We start from the raw sequence: 16,617 nt of genomic DNA, 5'->3' as shown, positions 1-16,617 counted from the left end.
AAAAGGAGGGTGCACCATAAATGACCATAGTCAATTATGACACACCCTCTTTTATCGTCTCGCGGGATGTGATCCAGCGATTACTTGCCGTGGTTCTCGTCGGAAACGGTCAGCTTCTTGCGGCCATGAGCGCGGCGAGAAGCCAGCACACGACGACCATTCTTGGTGGCCATTCTCTCACGGAAGCCATGCTTGTTCACACGACGACGATTGTGGGGCTGGAATGTTCTTTTCATTTTGTTGTTATTTTAATTGTTTATGATACATGAGATGACAAGGAACGGGCAAAGCATTCCTTTTGGGCTGCAAAATTACTCATTATTTTTTAAATGACAAAGAAATAAGCGTTTTTTCGCCGTCTTTCTATGCGATTTCTATAAAAATGTAGTAACTTTGCACCCGTCAATTCGATAACAATAACAATATCATAGATAGACGAACATGATTAACTCACAGGAAATTAAAAAGGGAACCTGCATCCGCATGGATGGCGGTATCTGGAAGTGCATCTGGTTTGAGCACCGCAAGCCGGGTAAGGGTAACACCGTTATGAACACCAAGCTGAAGAACGTGGCTGATGGCCGCGTGCTCGACCGTACATTCCAGGTTGGTTTCAAGCTCGACGACGTGCGCGTGGAGCACCGTTCATACCAGTATCTTTACGAGGATCCCACAGGTTGCATCTTCATGAACCAGGAGACTTTCGAGCAATTCCCCATCAGCCGCGACCTCATCACCGGTGGCGAGTATATGAAGGAAGGCGATATCGTTGACGTGCAGATCTCTGCCGACGACGGCTCTATCCTCTCAGCCGAGATGCCTCTTAAGACCAACCTCATGGTGACCCACTCTGAGCCGGGCGTAAAGGGCAACACCGCTACCAACGCCACCAAGCCTGCCACACTGGAGACAGGTGCTGAGGTGCGCGTGCCCCTGTTCATCGACGAGGGCGACGTTATCACAATCAACACTGAGGACGGCAGCTATGTCGGCCGTGTTACTGAGAAGAAGTAATCACACTCACTGAGATAACAGCGAAAGGTAAGAAGGTTGCATGTGCCGGGGCTTAGCCGTGGCCATAACCTTCTTGCCTTTTTTTATTTCAAATAGCTGTTTGTGGTTATCTCGACATTGACCTTTTCACATTCAATCCCCCACCTATGAAATACAGTCTGATCATCCCCGTTTTCAACCGTCCCGACGAAGTCGACGAACTGCTCGGCAGTCTTTTACACCAAAAGCTGAAGGACTTTGAGGTCATCATTGTGGAAGACGGATCGCAAACGCCCTGCCGCGATGTGTGTTACCACTACGCCAGCCAGTTGCCGCTGCGCTATTTCATGAAGGAGAACAGCGGTCCCGGACAGAGTCGCAACTATGGTGTGGAGCGCGCCACAGGCGACTATGTGCTTATTCTCGACTCCGACGTGGTGCTTCCCGAGGGTTACTTGCAGGCCGTCGACGATGAGTTGCGACGCGAGCCCTGCGACGCCTTTGGCGGCCCCGACCGCGCGGCCGACACGTTCACTCCCGTGCAGAAGGCCATTTCCTATTCCATGACGTCGTTCTTCACCACAGGCGGCATTCGCGGCGGAAAGAAAAAGCTCGACAAGTTCTATCCCCGCTCGTTCAACATGGGCATCCGTCGAGAGGTCTACAACAAGCTCAACGGCTTCTCGAAGATGCGTTTCGGTGAAGACATCGACTTCTCCATTCGCATCATCAAGTCGGGATTCAAGACACGCCTGTTCCCCGACGCATGGGTTTACCACAAGCGCCGCACCGACTTCCGTAAGTTCTGGCGTCAAGTGTTCAACAGCGGCATCGCACGCATCAACCTCTATAAGAAATACCCCGACTCGCTGAAACTGGTCCATCTGTTGCCCGCCGTGTTCACCGTAGGCGTCATCCTGCTTACGTTGATGTTCCTCGGAGGCCTCGTTGGGGCATTTGTGATGTTCCAGATGGGCTATGGCATGGAGCAAGCCCTGCCGTTGGCTATCAGCGCATTATCGTTGGCCATGCTTGCTTTCTACGCTGCCGTCATCTTCCTCGACGCCAACTGCCAGACGGGCAACCTATGGGTAGCCGCCCTCTCTGTTCGCGCCGCCTTCACCCAACTCATGGGATACGGCTGCGGATTCATCAAGGCTTGGTGGCGCCGCTGCGTCCTGGGTAAGGACGAGTTTGAGGCTTACAAGCGCAATTTCTACAAATAAGCGTAAGCGACTGGATCTTATGCCATACGAAGACACGACCAAACTAACCATCACCGACTGGGCCGAGGAAGACCGTCCGCGCGAACGGTTGGAGCGCTTGGGCGCCGAGGCGCTCTCCAACGCAGAGTTGCTGGCCATCCTCATCGGGTCGGGCACGCCACAGGTGAGTGCCGTCGACCTGATGAAGAACGTGCTGGCCTCCTGCCACAACAATCTCAACACGCTGGGAAAGATGACCATCCGCGACCTGGAAGCCTTCAAGGGCATCGGGCCGGCCAAAGCCATCACCATACTCGCCGCCTGCGAACTGGGCAAGCGGCGAGCCCGCGAGAAGGCCGAGGAGCGCACCGACCTGGGATCGGCAACGGCCATCTACAACCTCATGCATCCCAAGATGCAGGACCTCGACGTTGAGGAGTTCCACATCTTACTGATGAACCAGCACTTCAAACTCATCCGCGAGGTGCGCATCAGCCACGGGGGCATCACGGAGACGGCCGTCGACATTCGCGTCATTATGCGCGAAGCCATCCTCAACAACGCCACCGTGTTGGCCGCCTGCCACAACCATCCCAGCGGCAACACCCATCCGTCGCGTCAAGACGACCAGCTCACCGAGCGCATCCGAAAGGCGTGCGACATCATGCGCATTTACTTTCTCGACCACGTGATCGTAACCGACGGCAGTTATTATTCATATCGTGAACAAGGGAAGCTGTAGAGCGCTTCCCTCCTTTTTTATTGACTTTATGCGTCATTTTCTAATTTTCCTACTCCTGTTGCTAACCACTCCGGCCGCCATGGCCCAGAAACCCTATCATGGCGACGGCCCCGACGACTGGTTGCGCTTTGTGCCCGTCGCCTCGGCTTACGCCCTGAAGGCCTGCGGTGTGGAGAGTGCGAGCTCCTGGAAACGGTTGGCTATAAACACGGCAACGAGCTATGTGCTGTCGTGCGGCACCACGTGGGCGTTGAAACACGCTATCCACGAGCGACGTCCTGATGGCACCGACAACCGCGCATTCCCATCGGGGCACGCCACCGTAGCGTTTGCGGGAGCCGCCATTCTCGACAAGGAGTTTCGCCACGTGTCGCCTTGGATCAGCGTGGGAGGCTATGCCGTAGCCACGGGAGTGGCCGTCGACCGCCTCGTGCGCAACCGCCACGAGTGGCACGACGTGGTGGCGGGCGCTGCCATCGGTGTGGGTGGCACATGGCTTGGCTATTGGCTCGGCGACAAGATTACGGGCAAGAAGAGTCGCTACCAAGTGGGATTCGACGGCAACTGCGTATCATTGGCGGTAAAGTTATAGTAGGCCCCGAGCCAGTTGGCGCAATGGATGTGCGCCCATCGGGTTAACCACAAACGCACAACGGGCATGAAAGCCAATTGCTGGCCTTCATGCCCGTCGTATTTTTTATGAGTAATGATTACTCCTCAGGAGCCTTATCGATCAGATCCATGAACTGGTCGAGCTTCGGCGTGATGATGATCTGTGTGCGGCGGTTGCGCTGCTTGCCCACCTCTGTATCGTTCGAGGCAACGGGATTGAACTCACCACGGCCACCAGCGGTCAGGCGCTTGGGCTCCACACCGAAGTGGTTGATGAGATACTGCACCACTGATGAAGCGCGAAGAGCTGAGAGATCCCAGTTGTTGCGGATGTTCTTCATCGTAGCGGCCTCGGTGTTGATAGGCACATTATCGGTGTTACCCTCAATCAGCACGTCGTAGTCCTTGTAGTCCATGATGATCTTTGCGATCTTCGAGAGCGTCTCCTGAGCGCGGTCGTTAATCTCATAGCTACCACTCTTATAGAGCATATTGTCGGCCAACGAGATGTAAACCACACCCTTGAGCACCTGCACGTCGACCTCCTTCATCTCCTCTTTCGAGAGCGAACGAGTGAGATTGTTGGTCAGCACCATGTTGAGCGAGTCGCTCTTACTCTTCACCTCCACGAGGTGACGGATGTATAGGTTCGACTCATTGATCTGATCGACGAGCTTAGAGATGTTTACGTTGTTGTCGCTTGTGTTGGAGAGACTCTTGTCGAGACTCTTCTGCAGAGCGGCATAGTCCTTCTTCTGCTGAGCCAACTGATCCTCAAGAGAGCTCACGCGGGCCTGTGAGGCGGCCAGACGCTCCTTGGTATCCTGATAGTTGGTGGTCAGTTCCTTGTTCTGATTCTGACAATTTTCAAGGTCTTTCTTGCTGGCGCAACTCGTAACGAGCATCGTTGCGACGAGCGCAGCCAGTACAATCATGTTCTTTTTCATATCGTTTTTTTTTAGGATGTTTACTATAACGAGTTGTTGGTGAGTGCCTTCTTACAGACTCTCTTGCAGCTTGTTAGTTAACGCCTTGCATGATGCAAAGTTACAAGTTAGACGGTTGTTGTCCACCAAATGTTTCAAATGTTTAGCTATTTTTAACCGCTTTCACCGTATTTTTATAACATTTCCCATCTTTTGCGGGTAAAAACGCTACTTCACGGTCATGCAGTCGACGTCGGGCATCCAGGTCTGTTCGTTGTACAGACGCACGATGTTGTCGCCCTTTTGGAGCTTCACCTTTAGGCTGACAGTGGCGTTTCCGTCGACGGTAAGCGTCTTCACATCGGTTCCGTTGACACTAAGCGTAAACTGGCGCTTGTCGGGCGAGAGACACTTGAAAGAGAGCGTGCGCTTTCCAGCCTTATTCACGTAGACATGTTTCCACTGCAAATCGTTTTGGGCCGAGCAGCCCAGCCATGTGGCCTTCATGCCAGCCGAGCAACGATCGTCGTACTCATAGATACCAGTTTTCTTCGCTTGGTTGTTCCAAAGCTCCTGATAGTCGGAGATGTAAGCCGTCTCCGCCTCATAGCGTTGGCGCTCCAAGCGCTTCGTGGCGGTAAGAAGATAGATGCGGCAGCCATGTCCAGGCACGCTCACCTGCATCTGGCCATCGGTGCGTGCAGCCTCATCCTTGCGCTCAAACACATCGCGCACGGCAATGGTTCCCGCCAAATCGACATCGCGGAACGACAAGGTTGTCTCTGCCGCTTGGGCAGAAGGATTGTAGAAAGCCACGGCACGCTGCAAGCCGTGCAATGTGTTGACGTCCTTCACCAGGATGTAAACGCCATTCGACAGGGCCACGGGATAGGCTTGCTGGTGGGGCGCGTCTTGCGAGAGCGCCAGCAGTTCAGGGTTCTTCAGCAAGGCGAGCGTCTGCGGCTTGATGGATCCCAGGTCGCAACCGATGAGCAACGGACTCTCCATGACACACCACATGCCGAAATGGGTCTTATCCTCCTCTTGGGTCATTGAGCGTCCCACCTCCAGCATATCCATGTCGTTGTAATGGCCGTCGCTGCTGTAGGCCGAGAGATAAAGGTTCTCGCGCAGGATGCCCGCCACCGATTTCCACCCGTCGTAGATATCGACCGTGGTACGCCATGAGTCGGCCACACCACTCACCCACGTGCCAGGGTAGTTCCATCGGCACACGTTCATGCGCACATCGGTGCGCCCAGTTGCGTCAATGGCCTTTCTGATGGCGGTGTATCGGGTTTCCTCGTCGAGCTGAAGACGGTCGGTGTTTTGCTTGGCGTCGCCTCCACAGTAGTCTATTTTGATGAAATCGAATCCCATATCCTTGAAATAGAAGCGTGCGTCGACGTCGTCGTGCTCGTACATGCCGACCCTCACGGCGAGCGTATCCTTATCGTAATAGTTGCCGCAAGTGTTGCGACCGGCGTCTGAGTAGATGCCCGCCTTCAGCCCCAAGGAGTGGATATAGTTGGCCACGGGCTTGAGCCCAAAGGGGAATCGGTGTGGGTTGATTTTCAATTTGCCATCGGCTCCACGACCTCCTTGGAAGCCATCGTCGATGTTGATATACTTGTAGCCAGCGTCCTTCAGCCCCGTCTTCACCATGCAGTCGGCCTGATGACGGATGAGACTGTCGCTGATGTTCACACGATAGGTGTTCCACGAGCTCCACCCCATGGTCGGTGCGTTGTTGGTTTGCGCGTTGACGCCCATTGTTGCCAACGCCATCGCCACTGTCAGCAATTGTTTTCTGTTCATTGTTTTTGTAGATTGTTAGTATAAAAAATGCTTCATCGCAAGTGCATTAGGTTTGTTTTTGCCATTCTTAGGCCGATGATCAGATGGTGTTTCGGCTACCTGAGCTTGGGCCATCCGTCCTCCCACACCATGCGGCGTTGCACAAGGATGCTCTGTCCATGCAGTGGTATGCTGTAACCGTGGCAGACAAAGGTGTCGCCGTCGGGAAAATGATAGGCTGCACAATGGCCAGCCGCCTCGAAATTCGTGCCATCGCCGGCAATGACGGGCGTGCCTCCCCCCGCATACATCGGGCGTCCTTCACGGTCGACATAAGGTCCGTAGACCTCCTTGCTCCGTCCCACCACAACGCGGTAGGTGCTCTTTTCTCCCCGGCAACAATAGTCCCAACTAACGAAAAGATAGTAATAGCCATCATGATGGAGGATGAAAGGCGCCTCGATGGCGTTCACCCCAGCGTGCCTCGACGTAGGATTCTCCAGTTCCTCGGGTGCGTTTCGATAATAGCGGCGGGCAATGGTACGCGGGTATCCGGCCAGTTGCAGTCTTCCGTCGCACATGCCTAACGGGACCATCTGAATGCCGTCCCAGAACGATCCCCACGCCATCCACAGACTGTCGTTGCGGTCTACGACGAATGCCGGGTCGATGGCGTTCCAGTTGTCGCGCCGCCCCTTACTGGCCACAAGGCATCCCTCGTCTTGCCAATCGGCCGAGGCCAATGTCGAGGCCGAGAGCAATCCAATGGCCGACGTGTTCTTTCCGAAGGTGGAACAGCTATAGGCCATCCACCAACGATTGCGCCACCGAATGACGTCGGGCGCCCACACATGGCGCTCAAATCCCGGAACACTATCGTGTGTCCATGCGGGAATGTTCTTGAGCAGGCCGTCGCGCTTCACGCTCCACGTGCGTCGGTCGGTCGAGGTCATGCACCCGATGTTCCAACCAGTGTAGAACGCATAGTAAACACCCTTCTCATAAGCCATCACCGGATCGTGGACAAACGGAGTGTCGGTGTCGAAGGTGATGGGGCGAGGCTTCCGTTGTTGCGCAAATGCAAAAAGTGGTAGAAGGACGCAAATGAGCACCCCCAACAGACGATTATGCCTCATGGCGTTTCATCTTTAGGAAAATGAGGAGGAGCACGGCGCTGATGATAAACACAAAGCCGATGCAAATGCCGGGCGTCAGGGTGTCGCCAAACACCAAGATGGAGATAATCATGGCCGTCAGGGGCTCAAACGCTCCCAGGATGGCGGTCAGGGTGGCGCCAATCTGCTTAATGGCGGGAATGAGCATCACATTGCTCAGCGCCGTCGACACGATGCCCAGGAGGGCGAGGTTGACAAACACGTCGGTGCTATCCACAGCGCGTACGCCGTCGAAGAAGAAGAAAGAGAGAATGACGAAGAACAGCGCGCCGATGAGGAACACGTAGAACGTCAGTTTCAAACTACCCATGTGACGCACCCGCATGTGGGGCATCGACACCATGTAGAGGGCGTAGGAGAAGCCGGCCGCCATCTCAATGACGACGCCCAGGGGATGGATGCTTCCGTCGCCACCCATGTTCGACATGCACGCCACACCCATAATGGCGAGCGTCATGGCTCCCAGGGTACCCAACGAGAATCGCTCATGGAAGAATATAAGCATGAGCAACTCCGTCCAAATGGGATAGGAGAACACAAGGGTTGTGGCCACGCCACTGGGAATATAGTTGTAACCCAGGATCATGAGCAGCGCCTCGGTGTCGTAGAACAACGCCAACAGGCAGATCTCGCCAAACTCGATGAGCGACAGCTTCATGTCGACGCGCTTCCAGAGCAGCACGGCCAGAATGCCCAAACAGCCGAAGGCGAAGCGGTAGACCATCATGGACGACAGATGCATGCCGGTGGCCATCACAGGGATGGAGAAGAGCGGGATCAGTCCGAACGAAGTGGCCGACACCCAACGGTTGGCAAATCCCTTTACGGTATTGGATACTTGCATAGTAGATTGTAGGATTAAAAAGATTGTGTGTGTATTGAACCGATTGTTGCCTTTTTCAGGGAAGGATGCCTATAGGGTATCAATAAAGCAACAGCAGGCCCGCCAGGGCGGCGTAGCATATCATTCGGATGGGATTGATCTTCACCCATTTGGTGCCCACAAACGTAGCGACGAAGAGCGCTATGCTGATGGAGAAGCGCCAGGGATTGTTGGGCGTGGAGAAGTTTTCGCCATTGCAAAGCAGCAGGGTGGCGGCGGCCAACAAGCCCACAACGGCCGGGCGGAGGCCCGTGAAGACGTCTTGCACGGCGCGGGTCTTCATGTATTTCATAAACATCTTACTGATGAGAATCATCAAGATGAACGAAGGGAGCACCAGGGCCGTGGTGGCCGTGAGCGACCCTAATATGGCCAGGAAGCCGTCGAAGCCTGCGTTGTGCACCGCCGTGTAGCCGCAATAAGTGGCCGAATTGATGCCAATGGGGCCCGGGGTCATCTGCGAGATGGCCACGATGTTGGTAAACTCGGCCGAGCTCAGCCAAGCATGGTTGCGCACGGTCTCCATCTGAATGAGGGAGAGCATGCCGTATCCGCCTCCAAAGCCAAAGAGGCCGATCTTGAAGAATGTCCAAAACAGCTGTAAGAATATCATAGCTTTTATTTCAGATATTTACCGTAGAGATAACCGCCGGCTCCGGCGGCAATGATAATCCAGATGGGGTTGACGCCGAGTGCCCATATCAACAAGGCCGACACCACAGGTATCCATCCGTTCGACAGGTTGACCTTGGCGCTCTTTGCCAGGTTGAACGTGGGAACGGCGATGAGCGCCACGACGGCCGGGCGTATGCCATTGAACATGGCCGCAATCCATTTCACGTCCATAAACTGGCGAAAGATCATGGCGATGGCCAAGATGATGAGAAACGAGGGCAGGCAGGCGCCAAGCGTGGTGCAGGCCGCCCCTTTCACCCCTGCTATCTTGTAGCCGATGAAGGTGGCGATGTTGGCAGCGAAAACGCCTGGGCAACTCTGCGCGATGGCAATGAGGTCGATAAACTCCTCCTGCTTGATCCACTGGCGTTTCTCCACCACTTCCGACTGGATGATGGGTATCATGGCGTAGCCTCCGCCCAAGGTGAAGGCCCCAATCTTGAAGAAGGTGGTGAAGAGCGGCAACGCTTCCTTGAGTCCTACCGTCTTTGCGATGGCAGGCCGACGCTCGTCGAGGGGGGTGTTTGTTGTGTTATTATCCATTGTTTGGTGGGCGATGCTACGTGAGGTGGGTTCGTCTCACGTGTCGTTTTATTCCCACAGAGGCCATCTTACCTTTATTATATCGGTGAGATGGCCTTGTGAAATATTAAAATACCCCTCTCCGAGGAGAGGGGATTTATATAAGAGGTCTATTGAAAATCTTAGTTGATCTTCTTCTCAATCCACTTCCTCGCATTGACGAAGGCTTCCATCCACGGCGTAACGTCGTCGGCCTTGCGGTTGGCTGGGTACCAAGCGTTCTGCCAGGGGAAGATGGCACGCTCCGGGTGGGGCATCATGGCGAGGTGGCGACCGTCGGCCGAGCAGATACCGGCCACGTTGTAATCGGAGCCGTTGGGGTTGCCCGGATACTCCTCGTAGTTGTACTTCGCCACAACGTTGTAGTGGTCCTCGCTCTCGGGGAGTTCGAAACGGCCCTCTCCGTGAGCCACCCAGATGCCGAGCTTGTCGCCGCTGAGCGATCCCAGCATCACGCTGTTGTTCTGAGGAATGGCGAGTCCGAGGAATGAGCTCTCAAACTTATGCGACACGTTGTGCAACAGATGGGCGCGGTGCTCGTGCTCTGGATTGATGAGGTTGAGCTCCACCATGAGCTGGCAACCATTGCAGATACCGAGCGACAGCGTATCCTCGCGGGCATAGAAACGGTCGAGCGCCTCCTTGGCCTTGGGGTTGTAGAGGAACGCTCCAGCCCATCCCTTGGCCGAGCCGAGCACGTCGCTGTTTGAGAATCCACCGCAGAAGACGATCATGTTGACCTCGTCGAGTGTCTCGCGACCGCTGATGAGGTCGGTCATCATCACGTCCTTCACCTCGAAGCCTGCCAACCACAGCGAGTAGGCCATCTCACGATCGCCATTGGTTCCCTTCTCACGGATGATGGCTGCCACGGGTGCCTTACCGGCCTGCTTGCCGTTCTTCTTGGCGTCCTTCCAACGGTCGGGGTTGATGCCGAGCGACTCGAACGAGCCCTTGAATGTGTCGTGCAACTTGATTTGCAGCGGTTGGTTCTTATAGTTGGCATAGCGCTTGGCGGCCATGCCGTTCATGCTCTGATGCTCATCGAGCAGGGCCGATGTGCGATACCATGTGTCGCGCAGGGCGTCGATGTCGAACTCGTGCTTCCACTCGTCCTTCACCACCACCAGTTGTCTGTTGCCCGGTGTGGGATAGGCAATCTTGGCGTAGCCGATTCCCTCATCCTCCAAATACTCCTTCAGCTCGCGCTTGTGGGTGTCGCTTACCTGGATGACCACACCCGGGTTCTCGGCGAAGAGAATCTTCACCACGTCGACCGACTCGGGGGCTACGTCGTGGAGGTTGACATGCATGCCGCCCTCCTGGTTGGCAAACATCATCTCCAGCAAGGTGGTGATGATACCACCGGCCGACACGTCGTGGCCAGCCATGATCCAACCCTTCTTAATGAGGTGCTGCACGGCGTTGAAGCAGTCGGCGAAATATTCGGGGTTCTTCACGGTCGGCACATCCGAGCCAATCTTACCCAGGGTCTGGGCGAAGGCCGAGCCACCGAGGCGCTGTGCGTCGAACGAGAAGTCGATGTAATACAATGATGAATTCTTGTCGTTCACCATCACGGGCGACACGGTCTTGCGCACGTCGCTCACCTCAGCGCCAGCGCTGACGATGACGGTACCCGGGGCGATGACCTTCGAGCCATCGGGGTATTGCTGTGAGAGCGAGAGCGAATCCTTGCCCGTGGGAACGTTCAGGCCAAGGCTGCAGCAGAAGTCGGAGAGAGCCTGCACGGCGTCGTAGAGGCGTGCGTCCTCACCCTGCTGTGAGCGGCACGGCCACATCCAGTTGGCTGAGAGGTTGAGGTTCTGCACGGCCGACGGGTGCTCGCGGTCGGTGGCGATGGGTGCCCACACGATGTTGGTGAGGCTCTCAGCCACGCTGAGCACACTACCCGCAGCGGGATTGGCCATACCAGCCTGAGGCGCATGGCCGAGGGCGGTGGCTATACCGGCGTGTCCGCGGAAGTCGAGGGCCACCACACCACAGTCGCTCAGAGGCAGTTGCACCTGTCCCTGTGTCTGCTGGCGGGCAATCTTACCCGTCACCGAACGGTCGACCTTGTTAGTGAGCCAGTCCTTACAAGCCACAGCCTCAAGCTGCAGCACGTTATTGAGGTACTCGTCGATGTTGTCGACGGTGTAGGTTGCGTCCTCATAGTGGTGAACGACGGTCTCGTCGCGCATCACGGTCTTGGGCGAATGTCCGAACATCTGGGCCACATCGAGGTCGAAAGGCTTCACGCCATCGCCCTGCTTGAACGAGAAGTGGGCGTCGCCTGTGGTGCGTCCCACCACATAGAACGGTGCGCGCTCGCGTGCGGCGATCTTCTCCACCTTGTCGAGCTGGTCGTCCTCGATGAGCAGTCCCATGCGCTCCTGGCTCTCGTTGGCAATGATTTCCTTGGCCGAGAGGGTCTTGTCGCCGATGGGCAACTTGGTCATGTCGATCTCGCCGCCACACTCCTCAACGAGCTCCGAGAGACAGTTGAGGTGTCCGGCCGATCCGTGGTCGTGAATGGATGTTACGGGGTTGGTGTCGTCCTCCACCAGGGCGCGCACCAGGTTGTAGGCGCGTTTCTGCATCTCGGGGTTGGCACGCTGCACGGCGTTGAGCTCCACGGCTGTGCCATAGCGGCCTGTGTCGACCGACGACACCGAGCCACCGCCCAGTCCGATGCGGTAGTTGTCGCCACCCACCACTACGATATCCTCGCCCACCTTGGGCTCCTTCTTCAGGCAGTCGCGCTTCTTGCCGTAGCCCACGCCACCAGCCAGCATGATCACCTTGTCGTAAGCATACACGGCGTTGCCTGTTGCCGACTCGGCGTTGCCCACGTTCTGCTGTGCGGCTGAGCCGTCGGGCAGTGTGGCGGTGTCGGCCGACGAGGTCTGATACTCGAAGGTGAGCACCGAACCTGCGATGAGGGGCTGGCCAAACTTGTTACCGAAGTCGGAAGCGCCATTCGATGCCTTGGTGAGGATTTGGCGCGGCGTTTGGTAGAGCCACTTACGGGCGGCGATGCCTGCCTCCCATGCGCGTCCCTCGGCCGAGCCGTCCTGCTGCTGGGCGTCCAAGCGCGGGTAAGAGGTCATATACACGGCGGTTCCGGCGATGGGCCATGAACCGACGCCGCCACCCATACGGTCGCGAATCTCACCACCGGTTCCCGTGGCGGCTCCGTTAAACGGCTCCACGGTGGTGGGGAAGTTGTGGGTCTCGGCCTTCAGCGACACCACGCTATCGATGGGCTTCACCTCGAAGAAGTCGGCTGTGGTCTGATCGACCGGTGCAAACTGCTCGATGGTGGGACCCTGTGCGAACGCCACATTATCCTTATAGGCAGAGAGGATCTTGCCCGGGTGTTCCTTGGTGGTTTTCTTGATGAGCGCGAAGAGCGACGAGGGGCGCTCCTCACCGTCGATGATGAATGAGCCGCCGAAGATCTTGTGTCGGCAGTGCTCCGAGTTGATCTGTGCGAAACCGAAGATCTCCGAGTCGGTGAGCGGACGACCATTCTCCTTCTCTATCTTATGGAGATACTCTATCTCTTCAGGACTCAGGGCCAGTCCTTCTTCCTCATTATACTGCTCGATGTTGTCCACTCGCTTGATGGGCTCAGGCTGATGGTTGACGGTGAACACCTGCTGGTCGAGACCGTTGTACATGCGTTGCAGCATGCGGTCGTGACTGGCGTTCTCACTGTCTACGGGGAAGAATTCCTCTATACGCGAAATGCCGGTGAGACTCATGTTTTGCGTGATCTCAACGGCATTGGTGCTCCATGGGGTTATCATCTCTCGGCGTGGGCCGACAAAGAAGCCTGTAAGGGTGGTGGCGTCCACAAGTGTGGCGTTGCCATAAAGCCAGCAGAGGGCTTGTTTCTCTTGCTCGCTGGGCTGGTGGTCCATCTCAGTGGCAATGATGTTCTCCTTAGGAGTCTTGAAGAATAGTATCATGATCTGTATAAATTAATGGTGCGTGATTATACGCCTGCAAAATTAACGGTTTTTTCCTGAATACGGGCAAGCGCAACCTATCTTTTTTTAATCGAAATGGAACAATAGAGAGAAAAAAAGCGCGCGGATGAATGTATCTCGCACAAGAAATGGAATCCGACGGATGGAATGTGGCTGGAATTCACCCCTAAACGACAGCTTCTCGGTGGCCGAACGGCAGGCTCTATACGCCCTCATCTACCCTTAGGTTGAAAAAATATGCATCTTCGTTGAAAAAACGCCACAAAAATGAGGAATCATTCGGAATTTATTCGTAAATTCGCCACCGCATGCTGGGGTTTGCTCTCTATCAATAACGCAACACTATGGTTAGCGAATTCTTTGGCATGACACTATCCGGGCATTCTTGGTACTCCTGGATGTTCTATCTAACTATCTATCAACCTAATAGTGTTGCACCTTTTTTTTAATGAAGAAAGTGTTTACCCTTCTTCTGTTATTATGCGCCTGTGCCATCGGCAGTTATGCGCAGACCACAGAAAACAACGAGGACAAACCGGTGATGACGATCGGTTGCCTAAGTGATTTACACAACGAGCTGGGGCTCATCAGTGGCGAACTGTCGACCGTAAAACTGCGCGGCACGTTTGGCAACACCATCAAGCGCATGCATGAGGAAGAGAACGTGGACCTCATCTGCCTGGGTGGCGACTACACGAGCGACGTTACCGTTAGCAAGGAAAACTGGGAGCGCGTGAAGCAACTGATGCGCGAAACGAGCCGCTCGGCCTTCCGCGACGGGCGCACCCAACGCCCGGTGATTTACGTCACGGGCAACCACGACTACGAGGTGGCCAACTTCGACAAGATTCCCAAGGGCTTCAACGCCGGCTATTACCAAGACATCATGGAGGAGGACATTGGTCCTCTAACAGCCCACAACGCCTACTATGAGGAGGCCGACAACGGTTCGCTGGGCAAGCAGAAGTTGCTGGGGGCCTATCATTACCAGATTAAGGGTTTCGACTTTGTAATGCTCAACTGCGGACTCTATTTCTTCAAGAACGCATGGGACTACACCTACTCGTTGGGCTCTGTGCAATGGGTGGCCGACAAACTGGCTGAGCTCTACGCCTCCGACCCCAACAAGACGGTTTTCTTCCTTCTCCATGTTCCGTTCTCCGACTCCAATAGCATCTCGGCTGCCAACAAGGGCATGAAGAATGTAGAGTCGACACGCCTGCTGAAGGCCACGCTTGCCAAATATCCCAACCTCGTCATGATCTACGGCCACGACCACGGAACCGACTCGGCCTTCATCCGCAAACGCACCTCGCAGCGTGTTACGCGTTACGACGTAGGCGGCATGGTCATCTCTTCGTTCGACGACACGCATGTGGACGACCCCGTATTGCCTCCCGACACTCCTGAAGAGCCCACCTCGGTAACGATGAGCATCAAGTCGGTGGCTACGGGCAAATACCTCACCTACGGCTCGTCGACCAACCTTGCCGTGCAGGATGAGGCCATGGACGCCACCATCAACAAGGTGGCCAACTCCGACAACCATTTCTCCGTGAAACTTGGCGGCAACTACGTTTACTGTGGATCGACGGCCACATTCAGCGGAAACGCCAAGGTGACCGACTATTCCAAGGCGTTCATCTACAAGGTCGACGACAACAAGGCCACGCGCATCACCGCTACCAACGAACTCGCCGACGGCGCCAAGGTGGTGCTGGTCTACAAGGCTTCGAAAGACAAGAAATACTACGCCCTGCTCCCCGAGAACACCAAGACGAGCCTCAGCTCCGACAACCGCATGAAGGCCCAACTGGTGGCAGCCAGCGATCCGGGCGACGAGATCAGCGTTGAGGGCGACAACATCGTTTGGCAACTGAATCAGCGTGAGGTGGAGGAGACGGGATTGCCCATCGACGTGTGCATCCAGAACACAGCCACGGGCAAATATATCGGTGAGGATTCGAGCAACCTCAACACCGTGGACGAGGCGCTCACTTGCAACATCTATGAGGAGAACGGCAAGGTTTACGTAAAGATGCCCAACAACAACCGCCATCTGCACATCGGCTCGGGCGGACGATTCTCTCGCGGCGACGCCACCGCCCTGAAGTTCTTTGAGGTGGTAGCCCCAACCGTGGAGCATGGTTCGTATGTGGGAACATTGGTGAAATACCCCAAAACGGGTGTGCCCTACGCCATCGCGGCCGAGAAGTCGGGCAAGACTTACCTGCTCACCAACAAGGTGTACAAAGCCGGTGAGGGCGACAACCAGCGCCTGGAGGGCCAGGAGGTTACCGTCAACGGCAACACCGTCAGCTTTACCGACGACAACCTTATCTGGACGCTCAAGGAGAGAGAGCCGGGCGATCCGTCGTTCTTCTCAAGTTTCATGGGTTCGATGAGATACTACAACAACTCCATCGAGGGCGACGTAAGCGTCAGCAACTCCAAGATTGTGCAAGCTCTGATGGTTTACATCTACCCCGACCGCATCACGCTGAAGATGAAGAACTATGGCGAGAGCGGCACCTTCGGCAACATCACCATCAACAAGGACCTCGCCGCCTACACCGTTTATCGTGAGGTGCGCAACGCCAACGGCGCGCTGACCGCCATCAAGGGCGTCACCACCGAGAACAAGATGGGCAAGGCCGACGGCCGTGTGTACGACCTGACGGGCCGTCAGGTAACGCGCCCCACACGCGGCGTTTACGTCATGAACGGCCGCAAGGTGGTGCTCTAAACCCCTAAAAACCAACTCATAGGTGCTCGGCAAAACGGTAGGAGCGGTTCCTAATCGGTTTGCCGGGCACCTTGTTTTTTTCACATCCGTCAACCCCGCCACAATTTGCCCACCAACGGTGGGGCTTGGATAAGGATGAAAAAAGGCGACAGTCATACCCCGTTTTTAACGTTTGTTTCCCAGCGAGGGCAGGATGGGTCGCAAATACGCGATTCTCAGCGCATTTTTCTAATCACCTAACAGTCAGAGGCTTACGTTTTTAGCGCAACACCCAGCACTCCAT

13 protein-coding genes are annotated in these 16,617 nt (G+C 55.6%); 5 read left to right on the top strand and 8 right to left on the bottom strand.

The window, feature by feature from the left end:
• Positions 1-80: 80 nt before the first annotated feature.
• On the bottom strand, positions 81-236 hold the full coding sequence (gene rpmH / locus WKK33_RS04835) for a 50S ribosomal protein L34 (protein WP_004378018.1): 156 nt from the start codon (positions 234-236) through the stop codon (positions 81-83).
• Positions 237-441: 205 nt separating this feature from the next.
• On the opposite strand from rpmH, the gene efp reads away from it, so the two are divergent.
• From efp to WKK33_RS04815, 4 genes are all read left to right on the top strand, one after another.
• Positions 442-1,014, top strand: a complete 573-nt coding sequence (efp, locus tag WKK33_RS04830) for an elongation factor P (RefSeq protein WP_215759205.1) — start codon at positions 442-444, stop codon at positions 1,012-1,014.
• A gap of 146 nt (positions 1,015-1,160) precedes the next feature.
• Complete coding sequence (locus tag WKK33_RS04825) at positions 1,161-2,219, top strand: glycosyltransferase (protein ID WP_337932737.1); 1,059 nt, start codon at positions 1,161-1,163, stop codon at positions 2,217-2,219.
• A 19-nt stretch (positions 2,220-2,238) separates the two neighbouring features.
• Positions 2,239-2,940 carry a DNA repair protein RadC gene (radC, locus tag WKK33_RS04820; protein WP_215759207.1) on the top strand — a complete coding sequence of 234 codons (702 nt, stop codon included), beginning with the start codon at positions 2,239-2,241 and terminating at the stop codon, positions 2,938-2,940.
• Positions 2,941-2,968: 28 nt separating this feature from the next.
• Complete coding sequence (locus WKK33_RS04815; protein WP_337570292.1) at positions 2,969-3,532, top strand: phosphatase PAP2 family protein; 564 nt, start codon at positions 2,969-2,971, stop codon at positions 3,530-3,532.
• 118 nt (positions 3,533-3,650) lie between these two features.
• Here the strand turns inward: WKK33_RS04815 and WKK33_RS04810 are convergent, their stop codons facing one another.
• The 7 genes from WKK33_RS04810 to purL all read right to left on the bottom strand — a co-directional run bounded on the left by WKK33_RS04810 (position 3,651) and on the right by purL (position 13,567).
• On the bottom strand, positions 3,651-4,499 hold the full coding sequence (locus WKK33_RS04810; protein ID WP_337932736.1) for an OmpA family protein: 849 nt from the start codon (positions 4,497-4,499) through the stop codon (positions 3,651-3,653).
• A 207-nt stretch (positions 4,500-4,706) separates the two neighbouring features.
• A complete protein-coding gene (locus WKK33_RS04805; RefSeq protein ID WP_337932735.1) occupies positions 4,707-6,296 on the bottom strand; it encodes an alpha-galactosidase in 1,590 nt (529 codons plus the stop codon).
• A gap of 95 nt (positions 6,297-6,391) precedes the next feature.
• Positions 6,392-7,411, bottom strand: a complete 1,020-nt coding sequence (locus tag WKK33_RS04800; RefSeq protein WP_337932734.1) for a family 43 glycosylhydrolase — start codon at positions 7,409-7,411, stop codon at positions 6,392-6,394.
• A complete protein-coding gene (locus tag WKK33_RS04795) occupies positions 7,401-8,294 on the bottom strand; it encodes an EamA family transporter (RefSeq protein ID WP_215759212.1) in 894 nt (297 codons plus the stop codon). Before WKK33_RS04795 ends, WKK33_RS04800 begins: the two co-directional genes overlap by 11 nt.
• A 79-nt stretch (positions 8,295-8,373) precedes the next feature.
• Positions 8,374-8,946 carry a chromate transporter gene (locus WKK33_RS04790; RefSeq protein WP_337468431.1) on the bottom strand — a complete coding sequence of 191 codons (573 nt, stop codon included), beginning with the start codon at positions 8,944-8,946 and terminating at the stop codon, positions 8,374-8,376.
• A gap of 5 nt (positions 8,947-8,951) precedes the next feature.
• Positions 8,952-9,551, bottom strand: a complete 600-nt coding sequence (locus WKK33_RS04785; RefSeq protein ID WP_215759214.1) for a chromate transporter — start codon at positions 9,549-9,551, stop codon at positions 8,952-8,954.
• A 161-nt stretch (positions 9,552-9,712) separates the two neighbouring features.
• Positions 9,713-13,567: a phosphoribosylformylglycinamidine synthase gene (gene purL / locus WKK33_RS04780; RefSeq protein ID WP_337932732.1), complete on the bottom strand. Its 3,855-nt coding sequence runs from the start codon at positions 13,565-13,567 to the stop codon at positions 9,713-9,715.
• A gap of 469 nt (positions 13,568-14,036) precedes the next feature.
• On the opposite strand from purL, the gene WKK33_RS04775 reads away from it, so the two are divergent.
• Entirely contained in the window at positions 14,037-16,334 is a 2,298-nt protein-coding gene (locus tag WKK33_RS04775) for a metallophosphoesterase (RefSeq protein WP_337932731.1), read from the top strand.
• The last annotated feature ends 283 nt before the right edge of the window (positions 16,335-16,617 follow it).

Origin of the sequence: Hallella sp. (assembly GCF_037460745.1) — a bacterium.
Taxonomy (GTDB): domain Bacteria; phylum Bacteroidota; class Bacteroidia; order Bacteroidales; family Bacteroidaceae; genus Prevotella; species Prevotella faecis.
The sequence above is the reverse complement of the archived record's forward strand: the minus strand, read 5'-3'. Positions and strand labels throughout refer to the sequence as shown.